Source organism: Zymomonas mobilis subsp. pomaceae ATCC 29192, from assembly GCF_000218875.1.
In the GTDB taxonomy this organism is placed as follows: Bacteria; Pseudomonadota; Alphaproteobacteria; order Sphingomonadales; family Sphingomonadaceae; genus Zymomonas; species Zymomonas pomaceae.
This window is the reverse complement of record NC_015709.1, coordinates 609,120-623,770: the sequence shown is the minus strand read 5'-3', so window position 1 is coordinate 623,770 and position 14,651 is coordinate 609,120. Positions and strand designations below refer to the sequence as shown.

13 protein-coding genes are annotated in these 14,651 nt (G+C 43.8%); 6 read left to right on the top strand and 7 right to left on the bottom strand.

Features of this window, described 5'->3' with window-relative positions:
* Nucleotides 1-17 precede the first annotated feature (17 nt).
* The gene (locus ZYMOP_RS02765) at nucleotides 18-452 is read right to left on the bottom strand and encodes an XRE family transcriptional regulator (protein ID WP_252507439.1); all 435 of its coding nucleotides are present in this window, start codon (nucleotides 450-452) and stop codon (nucleotides 18-20) included.
* 202 nt (nucleotides 453-654) lie between these two features.
* Here ZYMOP_RS02765 and ZYMOP_RS02760 point away from each other — a divergent pair, with 202 nt between their 5' ends.
* The gene (locus tag ZYMOP_RS02760) at nucleotides 655-846 is read left to right on the top strand and encodes a hypothetical protein (RefSeq protein ID WP_013933837.1); all 192 of its coding nucleotides are present in this window, start codon (nucleotides 655-657) and stop codon (nucleotides 844-846) included.
* A 14-nt stretch (nucleotides 847-860) separates the two neighbouring features.
* On the opposite strand, the gene ZYMOP_RS02755 is transcribed toward ZYMOP_RS02760, so the two are convergent.
* Both ZYMOP_RS02755 and ZYMOP_RS02750 read right to left on the bottom strand, forming a co-directional pair.
* Complete coding sequence (locus ZYMOP_RS02755; protein ID WP_252507438.1) at nucleotides 861-2,936, bottom strand: S9 family peptidase; 2,076 nt, start codon at nucleotides 2,934-2,936, stop codon at nucleotides 861-863.
* Between the two features lie 251 nt (nucleotides 2,937-3,187).
* Nucleotides 3,188-4,963: a fatty acyl-AMP ligase gene (locus tag ZYMOP_RS02750; RefSeq protein WP_013933835.1), complete on the bottom strand. Its 1,776-nt coding sequence runs from the start codon at nucleotides 4,961-4,963 to the stop codon at nucleotides 3,188-3,190.
* A gap of 118 nt (nucleotides 4,964-5,081) precedes the next feature.
* Between ZYMOP_RS02750 and ZYMOP_RS02745 the strand changes: the two genes are divergently transcribed.
* Nucleotides 5,082-5,624 carry a regulatory protein RecX gene (locus tag ZYMOP_RS02745; RefSeq protein ID WP_252507437.1) on the top strand — a complete coding sequence of 181 codons (543 nt, stop codon included), beginning with the start codon at nucleotides 5,082-5,084 and terminating at the stop codon, nucleotides 5,622-5,624.
* A gap of 1 nt (nucleotide 5,625) precedes the next feature.
* Here the strand turns inward: ZYMOP_RS02745 and nth are convergent, their stop codons facing one another.
* From nth to purM, 4 genes are read right to left on the bottom strand one after another with little or no spacing between them, the layout of a single operon-like run.
* Nucleotides 5,626-6,273, bottom strand: a complete 648-nt coding sequence (nth, locus tag ZYMOP_RS02740) for an endonuclease III (protein ID WP_013933833.1) — start codon at nucleotides 6,271-6,273, stop codon at nucleotides 5,626-5,628.
* Complete coding sequence (gene dapB / locus ZYMOP_RS02735) at nucleotides 6,270-7,037, bottom strand: 4-hydroxy-tetrahydrodipicolinate reductase (RefSeq protein WP_013933832.1); 768 nt, start codon at nucleotides 7,035-7,037, stop codon at nucleotides 6,270-6,272. The genes nth and dapB overlap by 4 nt, the downstream gene beginning before the upstream one ends.
* A 4-nt stretch (nucleotides 7,038-7,041) precedes the next feature.
* On the bottom strand, nucleotides 7,042-7,668 hold the full coding sequence (gene purN, locus ZYMOP_RS02730) for a phosphoribosylglycinamide formyltransferase (protein WP_013933831.1): 627 nt from the start codon (nucleotides 7,666-7,668) through the stop codon (nucleotides 7,042-7,044).
* Complete coding sequence (gene purM, locus ZYMOP_RS02725; protein ID WP_013933830.1) at nucleotides 7,661-8,761, bottom strand: phosphoribosylformylglycinamidine cyclo-ligase; 1,101 nt, start codon at nucleotides 8,759-8,761, stop codon at nucleotides 7,661-7,663. The genes purN and purM overlap by 8 nt, the downstream gene beginning before the upstream one ends.
* A gap of 127 nt (nucleotides 8,762-8,888) precedes the next feature.
* On the opposite strand from purM, the gene ZYMOP_RS02720 reads away from it, so the two are divergent.
* The 4 genes from ZYMOP_RS02720 to ZYMOP_RS02705 all read left to right on the top strand — a co-directional run bounded on the left by ZYMOP_RS02720 (nucleotide 8,889) and on the right by ZYMOP_RS02705 (nucleotide 14,608).
* Nucleotides 8,889-9,911, top strand: coding sequence for a hypothetical protein (locus tag ZYMOP_RS02720; RefSeq protein WP_252507436.1), 1,023 nt, complete (start codon nucleotides 8,889-8,891; stop codon nucleotides 9,909-9,911).
* 3 nt (nucleotides 9,912-9,914) lie between these two features.
* Nucleotides 9,915-10,544: an HdaA/DnaA family protein gene (locus ZYMOP_RS02715; RefSeq protein ID WP_013933828.1), complete on the top strand. Its 630-nt coding sequence runs from the start codon at nucleotides 9,915-9,917 to the stop codon at nucleotides 10,542-10,544.
* A 229-nt stretch (nucleotides 10,545-10,773) separates the two neighbouring features.
* Complete coding sequence (locus ZYMOP_RS02710) at nucleotides 10,774-12,912, top strand: RNA degradosome polyphosphate kinase (protein WP_041581912.1); 2,139 nt, start codon at nucleotides 10,774-10,776, stop codon at nucleotides 12,910-12,912.
* A 184-nt stretch (nucleotides 12,913-13,096) separates the two neighbouring features.
* Nucleotides 13,097-14,608, top strand: coding sequence for a Ppx/GppA family phosphatase (locus tag ZYMOP_RS02705; protein WP_013933826.1), 1,512 nt, complete (start codon nucleotides 13,097-13,099; stop codon nucleotides 14,606-14,608).
* The last annotated feature ends 43 nt before the right edge of the window (nucleotides 14,609-14,651 follow it).

Below are 14,651 nucleotides of genomic sequence, written 5' to 3'. Positions count from 1 at the left end.
AAACGGTGAGGTCTATTTTATAGCTTACTAACCTTGTTAGCAGCTTTTGATAAACCGTCAGGCAGACGTTTTGCTAACAGATGAGCAATTTCTTTCTTAGAATTTTTCATATCTATAGAGGATAATAAATTTTCAAACATATCGGTTAGAAGCGTTTCATCTGGTAAAGCGATATTCATTTGAACAAATTGGATCGGAACGGGCTGATTTTTAATCGCAGAAATTTCAGTCTCTGCTTCATAGGTTGTTAATCCTGCCAATATAAAGACATCTGCCGGATCAATATTGTGGCGCATTAAAACCGTTGCCAATTTTCGACTTAACTCTATTGGTAAATAATTTTTCTTAAATCTGTTCATATCCTCGTAAAAAGCATAGCTGGAAGGTGGCATACCTAAAGCCTCGGCAAGAGCTCTTATTGTGATGGGCGGATCGGCTGCTTTTCGCAGCAATTTCAATTTCTTGCATGGAGATAGCATGGTAGCACAATGCGAATAATTCCTCCTAAGTCTCTGCAAAATATTGGTTGTTTTGCATATTAAAATTTAATACAAAATTTTATGAAATAATGGTTATCGTTTTAACCAATTTTTCGTGAAGTTATCATAAAAACGGTTTGTCATAATGGATATAAATTTGCTTGAGTAAGGTGGCATGGAAAATAAAAAAAAACTGAACTATGAAGAAAATCTTCGAATTGAGACAGATAGAAGTCTAAAAAATAACTTAGTTGAAAGTAGAAGTTACTGGTTGGAACGCTCTATTGCTTTAGGAGGCGATTCTGTAGAAATTATTATGCGAGCGGACCTTTTTTACAGTTATGCCCTATATGGAGATTTACCTTAAAAAGGTTAATCTTATTAATGATCTGCTGGTACAGGCAAATAATGTTCAAGAAATATAAAACTGTGATGGTAAGCTTCTAACCAATGGTGATGAAGCAGGAATCCATGACGTTCATTAGGAAAGCTTATATCTTCATGACGTATAGCGTGAATCTTTAACTGTTTTGCTAATTCTTCCGATTGATAAAATGGGACATTGTGATCATCATCGCCGTGAATCAAAAGAATAGGTGAATGCCATTTATTAAGGCTAGATAAAGGGGATGATTGCCACATATCCTCACGCGCTTTTGCCTGCTCTTCTGGGGAAAATATATCAGGGGGAGGGCGCAGCATGTTGTGAACTCCGTGAAAATCGATACCCACTTTAAAAAGGTCGCTGTTACGCGCAAGTGCTAGGGCAGTTAAATACCCGCCCCAACTGCCTCCCCATAAGGCGATATGATTGCTATCAACATCTTTTCGTGCCTGTAGATAATGGGCAGCGCCCAAAATATCCTGATATTCGCTGGCTCCTTGACGACCTGTTTCCGGTGCTTCTCTATAATCATGCCCGTAACCCGTGCCGCCACGGTAATTCACACTTAAAATATTATACCCTTTTGTTGTCAGCCACTGATTAAAAATATAGGCATTTTCATAATAATGAAGCGCAGGAAAGCCCGCTAACATTTGTCGGCGTGGGCCGCCATGAATAAAGATGACGGTGGGGTAAGCCTGTTTTTTTAACGGACTATGGGCTGGAAAGAATTGAGCATAGACGGTCTTTCCGTCTTCGGCAGGAAATCTAACCGTTTCAGGGTGGCTAAAAATATTTTTAGCTAATTCGGACTTGTCTTCTTTGACCAAGGAAAAAAATTGTTTCTGCTCAACGCGAACAGGATAGGGCGGTTCAAAAATATTACTGACTAAAGCGGCTAATTGATCCTTGGCTAGAACCGGTTGAAAAGCGAGTGCGCGAGAATCCCCCAAAAGTTGTTGCTTTTCAGAAGAAAGAGACCTTTCCCATAATTGATAACGATCGCTATTTTCAGTATTAGACGTATAAATCAGGCGATTTTGAGTGTTATCAACAAGAAATTGTTCAACTTCAAAATCCCCCCTTGTCAGTAGTCTGACCTCTTCAGATTGAAGGTTCAGGCTATAAACATGCAGCCAGCCGTCTTTCTCCCAAGGAAAAATGAGCGCATTTTTATCGGTCCAGAAAAGATTTTGATGGCGTGTGCCCGCATAGACATTCCCACGCCCAGAAGAGGCCTTCCACTGTTCAGTCAGAGAACCTTTTTCCAGATCAGCGATCATAATAGACCACCAACCACTGCTTTGCTGAGAAGAGATAGAGGCAGTTAAGGGCGTTGGGGGTAAGCCATAAGCGCGAATAAACGCTACTTTTTTGTTATCAGGCGAAAAAACCGGAAATAAATCATTTCCAAGCGCAGAAGGCAGATAGGTCAGCTTGTCCATTGATAAATCATAGAGTGCAATAAAACTATGATCTGTTCGATCATCAGTAAACACTAAGTGCTTACCATCAGAAGACCAACTTAACGAGCGGATGTGCCCTTTAACAGTTAGTAATTTTCGGGGTGGGGAAGCCTCTTTTAAGGATTGCTGCCATAATTGGTCTTGAGAGACATAGACTAATTGGCTGTTATCGGGTGAAAAAACGGGTTGATAACCTATCGCTATGGTTTTTTCTGTAGCTTGTTCAAGATCGACAAGATGGATTGTCGGTTGCGGCGGCGCTGGTTCAAATGTGGGATTGGGCGGAGGATCATCTGGAAATTCGGGATCGCCACCGCGTACATAGGCTAACAAACGGTCATCTGGTGAAAACCGAACGTTATAAATAGCCTGCCCATCATCCTTTTTATAATGAGCAAGAATAGAGAACAACGGTAACTTTGAAGGGTGTGGATCAGCGCCACTGATTATAAGCTGATGTTGCCCCGCTTGGTAGCGGACAAAAGCCCATTGTTCATGGCGATAGGCTCCCGTAAGCTGGCTATATTGGGGCATAGCCATAAGCTGATCCAAATCTTCCGTTTGGTTAGCTTCCCTAGGGGATTGCTTCGAGGTGGTAAAAGTCACCTCCGCGCAGGATGCTACTGAAGAGATAGAAATTAAAAAAAGAAAAAAGACCAGAGAAAAGGCATTTTGCCCTAAAAATTGAAAAGATTGATGTGGCCTTGAAGATAAGGGCAAAAGCATTCCCAAGATGCCTTCTGAAAAAATTCAGGATACAAAAATGAAGTGATAATACCCCAATATTTTAAATGATTTTGATGATCTTTAAATTTCATTCCGGCCTGATAGAAATCAAACCGGAATGAAAGATATTATTAATCGTCAATCTCGTATGCCTTTAAAGCGCCTGATAGATACATACTACACGCTTTAATACGGCTTAATTTTCCAGAACTGGTACGCGGTAAAGAACGGGGCGGTACTAACTCAATAATACAACGCATCCCCATAATCGTCCGTACTTTTTCGCTTATCTGGGTATGGAGTTTCTTTCTCTCGATGGGATCTGACATTCGGCATTGGACAAGTACGGTGGGCACTTCTTCACCAGAATCCGTCGTAATCGCAAAAGCAGCAATGTCGCCGCCCTTAAAACCGGGTAATTGCTCGACAGCCCATTCAATATCCTGAGGCCAATAGTTACATCCATTGACAATAATCATATCCTTGGCGCGGCCAACAATATAAATATAACCTTCGGACATATATCCCATATCGCCGGTATCAAGCCAACCATCCACCAGACAAGCCTTGGTGGCCGCTTCGTCACGGAAGTAGCCACTCATAATGCCGGGGCCTTTGACCCAAACCTGTCCGACACTTCTATCCGGTAATTCTTCCCCTTTATCATTACGAATAGAAATAATCGTATCGCGCACAGGTCTACCGCAATTAACGATAGCACGATAACGCTCGGGCTGATCCGGATCATTTTGGGTTGTACCGGAAAGCAGACTTTCTTTGACCATTTCAACCCGGATACCTTCGTTCAAAGGCATCAAAGAGACGGCTAATGTTGCTTCTGCTAAACCATAAGAAGGCATAAACGCTTTTGGATTGAAGCCTGCTTCTGAAAAGGCATCGACAAATTTTTGCATGACATCGGGTCTGATCATGTCAGCGCCGTTTCCGGCTACCCGCCAACGGGAAAGATCAAAACGATCGACGGCTTTTGTCTGGCTGGACATGCGACGCGCACAAATATCATAACCAAAAGTCGGAGAATAACTGATAGTACGCCCTTTGTTACGGGTAATTAAATCCAGCCATGCTAAAGGACGCCGTGCAAAGTCATTGGTCTTTAGGTAATCCGTTGAAACCTGATTAGCCATAATCGACAGCATACAGCCGACCAAGCCCATATCATGATACCAAGGCAACCATGATATACAGCGATCATTATCCTGCATATTCATGCCAAAACCATGGGCTGATAAATTACTTAATAAGGCTTCATGGGTGATGATAACCCCATGCGGAAACCGTGTAGACCCGCTAGAATATTGAAGATAGGCTATGTCTTCTTTTTTAGCCTTGGGTAATTCAACAACATCAGCCTCTTCTAAGGACAGATCTTCCCATGCAACAGCAGGCACCCCATTCAGGAATGCGGCTTTTTCTGCAAACTCTGCCAATTCTTTAGGATAGGCGATTAAAGCAGGGTCACTACTTTTTAATTGAATAGCGAGCTGTTCAATATAGGCCTCTTTTCCCCCAAAAGACGTTGGTAAAGGTAAGGGAACTGGCCAAATACCTGCATAGACAGCCCCAAAAAACAAGGCTGCAAATTCAGGACAGGTTTCTGCAATCAGTGCCAATCGGCTTCCGGGTTTAATACCACGGGCGATAAGCTTTGATGCAACGATTAAGGCATCTGAACGCACTTCGCTAAAAGGATAGGGCTTTATCAAAGTCCCGCGCGCATCGTGAAAATTCATACCTTTCGTGGTCAGCGCTGCATAATCCAGTGCTTCACCAAGCGTTGAAAAGTCACATCTACGACGCTCTATCCTATCATCATTTGTAGGCGTAGGTAATAAAACAGGTTTTTCATCACCCACGGCAATTTTTTTTCCGACCAAAGTCGACAACGCTTTATTCCTCCCCGGGGCATGCTCTTTGGAGTATGCTGTCAGACAATATATCCCGCCCTAGTCCCGGGATAATAACTGTTCAATTCTTTATCAAACTATGACAGAGACGCAAGCCGTGCCACAAAACTTAAAGAATAAACAGCCAAAACCTCTTGATGAAATTTTGTTACAGCAACTCGCTTTATATTATGTCGGACGCTATGCCACATCTTCGAAAAAATTATCAGATTATTTAAAGCGCAAAATAAATCAATCAGGATGGATTGGTAAAAAAGCGCCCAATATTGAAGCTATTATTCTACATTGTACGAATTTAGGCTATATCAATGATCCTTTATTTGCCGAAATGAAACTTTCTGCCTTAATGCGGCGGGGGTACGGCATGAGGCGCATAAAGGCTAGTTTAAAAATCGCAGGTATTGATGAAAAGATTATTGCGAGTCTCACAGAAAAAAACGAGCTTTCAGATAGCGATCATTTTTTAGAAACAGCTATTAGTTATGCCCAAAAAAGACGGCTAGGGCCATTTTATCTAAAAGATGATCGAGATGATATAAAAGTAAAACGACGACATTTTGCGGCTATGATAAGAGCGGGACATAGTGAGGATGTTATCGCTAAAGTTTTTAAGATAGATATTCATGAAGCTGAATTTTAATTTAAGTAGGCAAGGGGATACCTGTTTTTTTTACGGCCTCACAAAGATCAGATTCTATACATCGGAGGCAAGCGGGTTTTCGCGCTTTACAAGTATAACGGCCAAAAAGAATAAGCCAGTGATGGGCATGTAACCGATATTTATCAGGCGTAATCACTTCCAGCTTGTTTTCAACTGCTCTTACATCTTTTCCCGGCGCCAAACCTGTCCGATTAGCGACCCGAAAAATATGCGTATCTACAGCAATTGTAGGCTGTCCAAAAGCAACATTCAAAACGACTAAAGCCGTTTTCCGTCCGACCCCCGGTAATGCCTCCAAGGCTTTTTGATCTTCTGGAACTTGCCCTCCATATTGATCTACCAAGATATGAGAAAGCGCCATAATATTTTTAGCTTTATTGTTATAAAGCCCGATAGATCGGATAAACTCTTTAAGACGCGATTCCCCCAGCGCGACCATCTGTTGCGGGGTATCTACAAACGCAAAAAGGGGTTCTGTCGCCTTATTAACGCTGACATCTGTTGCCTGTGCCGACAAGACGACCGAAACTAATAACGTATAAGGATTTTTAAAAACGAGTTCAGAACGAGGGTTCGGATTATCCTTGGCTAAGCGTCGATAAAACTCTTCAATATCATCAGGTGTCATAGACCTAGGACATCTTTCATTTGATAGAGCCCTGCAGACTGATGGGTTAACCACAAAGCGGCTTTTAATGCACCGCGTGCAAAGATAATCCGACTTTCAGCACGATGACCCAATTCAATACGTTCGCCTTCATTGGCAAAAACGACCATATGATCACCGGCTACCGAGCCGCCTCTTAAACTGGCAAAACCGATCGAACCGGTTTTTCTGGGCTCGGTCGCAGGACAACGCTGTAAATCCGCAATATCTTCCAATTTTTCACCGCGGCCCTCGGCTGCGGCCCGTCCTAGTAATAAGGCGGTACCTGATGGGGCATCTTTCTTGTGACGATGATGCATCTCAACGATTTCAATATCCCAGTCCGAGCCTAATTTTGCCGCCGCTTGTTCGACAAGCGCTGCCAGCATATTAACACCCAACGACGTATTTGCGGCGACAATTACCGGAATATGTTTAGCTGCTTGTTGAATGAACTGATGATCTTCATCACTAAGCCCTGTTGTTCCGATAACTATAGGCTTTTTATATTGAAGAGCGGCTTCAACGTTAGTATTCAGAGCCTTAAAGGCAGAAAAATCGATGAGAACATCTGAGGCTTCCGCTAAAGAAGTGCTATTTTTATAATCACCGAAAACAGCGCCTTGGCTTCCAATACCGCCTAATAGATTGACTTCGACTTGCTGGGCAGCGGCTTCTTGAATAGCTTTACCCATACGGCCGGCAGCACCAATCAAACCAATCTTTATTTTTGTTTCGTCTGCCATAAGATTATCCCTTCCTATGAAAAACGCGTTTATCTTTTAGGATAAGATTACCCGCGGCCAAATCTTTTAAGGCTTCAGCATAAATGCGATGCTCTTGCTTTAAGACACGATGGGCGAGCGTTTCTTCGGTATCCTCATCTAAAACAGGCACAGAAGCTTGAGCAATAATAGGGCCTGCATCCAATTCAGCCGTTACAAAATGCACCGTACAACCGTGAAGTTTAACACCTGCATCCAAAGCCCGTTGATGCGTATCAAGACCCGTAAAGCTTGGTAAAAGAGCAGGGTGAATATTCAACATTCGGCCTTCCCATGCCGCAACAAATTCAGGCGTTATGATCCGCATATAGCCTGCTAAAACGACAATGTCAGCATTAGCAGCCTTAAGAATATCCAAAACTTTACGATCATAAGCGGCGCGCCCCCCATGACCACGATGATCAAGAATGGCTGTTTCAATGCCCGCTTTTTTAGCAGTTTCCAAGCCTTTTGCTTCAGCAATATTAGAAAAAACCAAAGTGATCTGATAAGGGCAATCGGGATGTTTGGAAGCCTCGATTAAGGCTTCCATATTAGATCCACGTCCTGAAATCAGAACGGCAACACGCTTTTTCTTACTCGCCTCAAGCATGATGGGTCGCCTCCCACGGGTGTTCACTCGCCCAGCTTCCTGCTTTTCCAAAGACGGTGCACCCTTTTTGACCTTGTTCGATTGTCCCGATTTTTGCCACGACCTCTCCAGCATTTTGCAGCGATTTCATAACTTTATCGGCCTCTTCTGGACGGACAATAACGGCCATGCCAATACCACAGTTAAAGGTGCGTGCCATTTCAGCCTGATCAAGGCTTCCTTCTTGCTGCAAGAAGGCCATCAATGCGGGTTGTTCCCAGCTGGAAGCATCAATGCGGGCATGCAAATTTTCTGGCAAAATACGGGGAATATTCTCAAGCAAGCCGCCGCCAGTAATATGAGCTAAAGCGGCAATGACGCCTTGACGAATAAGCGGCAATAGCGATCGGACGTAAATGCGGGTTGGCGTCATTAAGACATCAATCAGCAAGGACTCTTTTTTGAAAGGGGCCGGAGTATTTAAATCCCATTTTTGCCCTTCGGCTAATTTTCTGACCAGTGAAAAACCGTTAGAGTGCACACCCGAAGACGCTAAACCTAAAATAATATCGCCCGCTTGGACGCGACCGGCTTCCAATACCTGTGAACGTTCTACGGCACCGACTGAAAAACCTGCAAGATCATAATCACCATCGGCATAAAGACCCGGCATTTCTGCTGTCTCTCCCCCGATTAAAGCGCACCCCGCTATTTTACAGCCTTCTGCAATGCCAGCGATGACGCGTTCTGCCAAAGCCGGATCCAGATGACCTGAAGCAAAATAGTCTAAAAAGAATAAAGGTTCGGCACCTTGGACAATCAGGTCATTGACACACATCGCGACAAGGTCAATGCCTACATAGTCATGGCGGTTGCTGGTAATGGCTAATTTTACCTTAGTCCCGACACCATCATTGGCAGCGACGAGTAAAGGATCATGGAAGCCTGCGGCTTTTAAATCGAAAAAGCCGCCGAAGCCGCCCAGATCTGCATTAGCCCCTGCTCTCGCTGTCGCGCGGGCAAGGGGGGCAATCGCTTTGACCAGTGCATTACCGGTTGCAATGGAAACGCCGGCATCGGCATAGCTATATTTTTGCTTGCTTTCTGTAGTCATGAAAGACAGCCCTACACCATCAGACTTGGATTTCTAGACCGAACTGTTCAAAAGGTTGAATGTGAAGCGGAGATTATCATTTTTTTACGGAATTTTCCGTTATTATTTTCGGGCGTTGCTGGTCATAGTGGGAAGCTATCAGCTATCCTTTATGCCGCTTTATGCTCAACTTGAACCCGGAGATAGAGGTATCCCTCCTGTAGAAACGACTGAAAATCTTTTGGTTTCCGGCCTTAGAGTGGATGTTAGCGCATCATCGGGAGAAACGGCGCGGCTGATCGGTTGGCGTCTGGCCGAAAGACGAGCTTGGCAGTTATTATGGGCGAAACGAAACGACTTTGATCGGGACGAAACCTTAAAAGATTCTGAAACGCCTTTTTCCGATCGGAAACTTGATTCGATCGTTTCTTCCATTGTGGTCGAAAAAGAAGAAATTGGCCCGAATCGTTATATTGCGACGTTGGGTGTTGAATTTGATCGTGCGCGAGGGGGGGCCTTGTTAGGTCTCAGGAAAGATCGGCATCGCTCTCCCCCTATGTTGTTGGTTCCTGTAACATGGACAGCGGGAGCACCCATTAGCTTTGAATGGCGCAATGCGTGGCAGAAAGCATGGGCCGAATTCAAGACGATCCACAGCCATATTGCTTATATTCGGCCAACAGGTGATAACCTTGATCCGATATTGCTTAATACAACCCAATTAGGCAGTCATAATAAAGCGCAGTGGCAAAGTATTTTAGAGCAATATGGGGCTAGTGGTCTTTTAGTCCCAGAAATTCACATTCATTATAGTTGGCCAAACGGGCCTGTATCGGTTCTTTTCTTAGCTAAATATGGTATTGATCAAAAAATACTGGCACGGTTTACTTTGAAATCAACCTCGGATGATAATCTTCCTATGTTGTTAAAAGCGGGTGTTGAGCATATAGATGCTATCTATATGATGGCTTTATTTGGCGGGAATCTCGGAGATGATCAAACCTTCATTTCGATTGAAGCGCCCGCTTCCGAAGTGGCTACCTTTACCCAAAAAATAATGACTAAACCGGTTGAGAGCTATAATCAAAATCCACCTGTGAAAAATACGGATCACGCTAACCCAATACCTGTTGTAAAAAGAAAGGTGGCGCCCTTGGCGCCCACGCCCTGATCAATGAATACTTTTCCTCCTATCACCCAGATGGCGTTGCCTCTGATCTGGCCAGAACCAGAAAATGATGGAGACTTTATTGTTAGTGCCGCTAATCATATTGCGGTTGAACAGCTTCGTTTATGGCAGCAATGGCCGGTAAAATCGGCGCTTTTAACCGGGATGCGAAAATCGGGCCGTAGCCTTTTAGGCCGGCTTTTTGTAGCGCGCACAGGGGGGGAATTAATTGATAATGCAGAAAAGCATTCCGAAGAGTCTATTTTTCACGCATGGAATCGGGCTGAAAGATTAAAACGTCCTTTATTAGTCATTGCAGATCAGCCACCACCGCTTTGGAAAATCAAGCTTCCAGATTTAAGGTCACGTATGATTGCCAGTCCGCATCTTAGTTTGAATTCGCCTGACGAAGCCTTGATTGCAGCGTTGATTGAACGACGGTTGGGACGACGGGGGTTGGCTGTATCTTCTGAAATACTGGAATGGGTGACCCCGCGCATAGAACGTAATTATATTATGGTTCTGGATTGGATTGATAAACTTGATCAAGCGGCCTTAAAGCGTCGAGGCCCTCTGACTTTAAACGTTGTACGTGCTGTTATGATGGGACAAATGATTACTGACATAGAAAAATAAAGATATATTTCTGATGGGTGAAATTCTGGGATAAAAATTGCGGATATAGAGAGAAATTTTAAAAAATTTTTGCTATTTAAAGCGGTGTCTTATTTTTTTAAAACAAACTTATCATGCTGTCATTCAATCAAAATACCCCTGCATAAAGAATCGAAAAAAGCGGCTTTGTACTCTTGAGGATAAAAGCCAATCCGGTTCATCCGATCCGCTACTGATGGAAGAGAATAACATGGCCACTATCGCTGAACTCCCTCTAAATGAACGCTTTTTTAATCGGGAACTCTCATGGCTTTCCTTTAACCATCGTGTATTGGAAGAAGCGTGTAATAAAGTTCATCCGCTTCTTGAAAGACTTCGCTTTCTTTCGATTTCGGGTAACAATCTTGATGAATTTTTTATGGTGCGCGTTGCTGGTCTAAAAGGGCAACAAGTTCAAAGTCTAAACGCCTATTCCAATGATGGTATGACCATTGGTCAACAGCTTGAATCTTTGACCGCCAGTACGCGTGAACTCATGGCTAATCAGCAGGATTGTTGGCATGGTCTCTGTCATGAAATGAGAAGTGCCGGTATTCATGTTCTAAGCATGGATGAAATCGAAGGTGAAGATGCCAAGATATTAGAAAATCATTTTCGGGAACAGGTTTTCCCTGTATTGACCCCTCAAGCGCTTGATCCCGCGCATCCTTTTCCTTTTATTCCCAATAAAGGCTTTAGCCTCGTTTTTGATCTGGTGCGGCAGGCGGATAAAATTCCGGTGCGGGAATTGGTCATGATCCCGTCAACGTTACCCCGTTTTGTGCGTTTACCATCCGGCCAAAGCTCTGTTACTAAACCCGCGCGTTATGTGGCAGTAGAAACCTTGATAAGGCGTTTTGTTTCAATTTTGTTCCCCGGGTTTGATGTAATACGCCATGGCGCATTCCGTCTTATTCGGGATAGTGACATCGAATTTCAAGAAGAAGCAGAAGATCTTGTCCTTTCTTTCCATTCTGCCTTAAAAATGCGCCGTAAAGGGCGTGTTATCCAGCTGGAAATGGAAAAGGATATGCCCCATGACCTTGAAAAATTAGTGTGTGATGAAATTAGCGGGGACGCTATTCTTTTCCAGAGCAGTGGTTTTTTAGCTATTTCAGATCTGGGGCAGTTGGTTGAAGAAGATCGTCCCGATTTAAAATTTGCGCCTTTTACACCCCGTTTTCCTGAAAGAATTATGGAATATGGTGGTGATTGTTTTGCCGCCATTCGGGCAAAAGATATCATCGTTCACCATCCCTACGAAACTTTTGATGTTGTTCTTGCTTTTTTACAGCAAGCGGCGGCTGATCCTGATGTTGTCGCCATCAAACAAACCCTTTATCGGGCGGGCAAACAATCTGCCGTTATTCGTTCGCTGGTCGATGCCGCCGATGCTGGAAAATCTGTTACGGCATTAGTCGAATTAAAAGCCCGTTTTGACGAAGAGCAAAATTTAAAATGGGCAACCCAGTTAGAACGGGCAGGGGTTCAGGTCGTTTATGGTTTTATTGACTGGAAAACCCATGCCAAAGTTTCCATGGTGGTACGCCGTGAAGGAAACAGCTATAGAACCTATTGCCATTTTGGTACGGGTAATTATCACCCTGTAACCGCGCGTATTTATACGGATCTCAGCTTTTTTACGGCGGATCAACGTGCCGGTCGGGATGCTGCACAGCTCTTTAATTATGTGACGGGCTATATTGAACCGCCTCATTTAGAAATGCTTGCCTTATCCCCTCATGGTTTGCGGGATAAATTACAAAAATTGATTGAGGCCGAAGTCGCGCATGTTAAAGCGGGACGTCCGGGTGTCATCTGGGCCAAACTGAACTCGCTTGTCGATCCAGCTATTATTGAAAGCCTTTATCGGGCTTCTCAAGCCGGGGTGCATATCGACTTGATTATAAGAGGTATCTGTTGCCTCAGACCTCAGGTTCCGGGTCTTTCTGATAATATTCGGGTAAAATCAATTGTTGGCCGCTTTCTTGAGCATAGTCGCATAGTCTGTTTTGGTAACGGTAAAGCTTTGCCGAATAAGGATGCACTGGTTTTTATTTCCTCAGCTGATTGGATGCAGCGTAATTTTGACCGGCGGGTTGAAACCTTGGTTCCTATCGAAAATCCGACAGTCCATGCGCAAGTATTAGATCAGATTATGGTCGCTAATCTTTTGGATAGCGAACAAAGCTGGCGGCTACTTCCTGATGGGCGCTATGAACGTATTAAAGATACCGAACATCGGTTTAATCTTCATCATTACTTTATGACAAATCCTTCGCTTTCAGGACGGGGAACAGCTTTAATTGAAGGCAAGATACCCAAATTAAGCCTTCATGAAGAAATATAAGATATAATCTTTATTATATTTTTTCCTTTAAAGCGTTGTTATATGCCCTAATGGGTATCGATTAGTAATAATGTTATAATTTCTGGTAAATTTTTTACCAGAAATTATCGGGGCGGTATAAGGGTTGTGGCTCTTGTTTCACTGCCTAGTTTCATAGCGAACAGTTTATACGGATTTTTTTATAATGCTGAATGCAAGGCAGGCCACTGCGGATTCCTTTTTCCCTCAACAAAGGCGTTGGTGTAATACTGGGCCGATAGGGATTATTGATATTGGTTCCAACTCAATCCGTTTAGTCGTCTATGATCAGCTTACGCGCACACCCCGTATTTTATTCAATGAAAAAGTGGCGGCCCAGCTTGGGCGGAATATTCCTATTAATGGGAATATTGATGATGAAGCCATTGCCCGCGCGTTAGATGGACTAAAACGCTTCTGGGAACTCTCAAAGGCGATGAAATTAAGTTCTTTGCGCACAGTCGCAACGGCGGCGATAAGAGATGCCGAAAATGGCAACGTAGTATTAGAGGCCATAAAAGCAATTGGGCTAAAAGTAGAGGTTTTATCCGGTGAAGAAGAGGGCCAAGGGTCTGGCTATGGTGTTATATCCGCTATGCCTGATGCAAACGGTATCGTCGGCGATCTCGGCGGTGGTAGTTTAGAGCTTATACGGATTGAAAATGGAAAAGTCGGCGAGCGTATTTCCTTTCCTTTTGGGGTTCTTCGAATTGCAGATATTCGTAAAAAAAATCGTAATGCCCTCGATCGGGCTGTCGCCGAAGCTTTTAAAAAAGCAAGTTGGTTAAAAGAGGCTAAAAATCTACCTTTTTATATGGTCGGTGGTGCATGGCGCTCTTTGACACGATTGGATCTTTACGCAACTCGTTACCCGATTCCCGTCTTACATAACTATATTATGGGTAGAGATCGTCCGACTAAGTTATTGCGTATAATTCAACGTCACAATCCTAAAAAATTAAGAAATAAGGCGGGCATCTCTTCTTCCCGTATCGGGCAATTATCCGATGCTGCCGCTTTATTATCGGTTGTTAGTCGGCAACTGAATAGCAAGCATCTTGTGACCTCTGTTTATGGTCTGCGGGAAGGTCTGCTGTATCTTGGCTTGGATAAAGAAACCCAAAAACTCGATCCTCTAATCTGGAGTGCGAATCAACGCGGCGAGGCTTCAGGCCGATTCTATCAGCAAGGTGAAACGCTTTATAATTGGATGACACCGCTTTTTATCGATGAGCTACCTGCTTACCATCGTTTGCGCCATGCGGCGTGTTTATTGGCCGATACGGCATGGCAAATTAATCCCGATTTTCGGGCAGAACAAATTCTAAGTATTATTCTACATGGGCGTTGGGTCGGGCTGGATGCCCGAGGACGTGCTTTGATTGGGGAAGCGCTGGCTACCAGTTATGACGGCACTATGGATAAAAAGGTGGTCAATAACCTGCTAACGGAAGAAGACAGAATTCGCGCTTTTCGTTGGGGTAAGGCTATTCGCCTAGGTATGCGTTTATCAGCAGGCGTTACTTCAACCTTAAAAGAAAGTCGTATTATTCGCCGTGATAATCAGGTTATTCTACAGTTTTATGGAAATCACAGGCTTAATGGCGAGACTGTTGGCCGCCGATTAAAAGCACTGGCGCATAGTTTCAACGCAACGGAGGCCGTAGAATTTTTTTAAAAAAAAGCTTTGATCTTCGCCTTTAAGAAAAATTTCTTATTCA

Bases quoted from the DNA above. Each gene is read 5' to 3' on its own strand.
- ZYMOP_RS02760 (WP_013933837.1), top strand. From the start codon at position 655: ATGGAAAATAAAAAAAAACTGAACTATGAAGAAAATCTTCGAATTGAG.
- nth (WP_013933833.1), bottom strand. From the start codon at position 6,273: ATGACACCTGATGATATTGAAGAGTTTTATCGACGCTTAGCCAAGGAT.
- dapB (WP_013933832.1), bottom strand. From the start codon at position 7,037: ATGGCAGACGAAACAAAAATAAAGATTGGTTTGATTGGTGCTGCCGGC.
- purN (WP_013933831.1), bottom strand. From the start codon at position 7,668: ATGCTTGAGGCGAGTAAGAAAAAGCGTGTTGCCGTTCTGATTTCAGGA.
- purM (WP_013933830.1), bottom strand. From the start codon at position 8,761: ATGACTACAGAAAGCAAGCAAAAATATAGCTATGCCGATGCCGGCGTT.
- ZYMOP_RS02715 (WP_013933828.1), top strand. From the start codon at position 9,915: ATGAATACTTTTCCTCCTATCACCCAGATGGCGTTGCCTCTGATCTGG.
- ZYMOP_RS02710 (WP_041581912.1), top strand. From the start codon at position 10,774: ATGGCCACTATCGCTGAACTCCCTCTAAATGAACGCTTTTTTAATCGG.
- ZYMOP_RS02705 (WP_013933826.1), top strand. From the start codon at position 13,097: ATGCTGAATGCAAGGCAGGCCACTGCGGATTCCTTTTTCCCTCAACAA.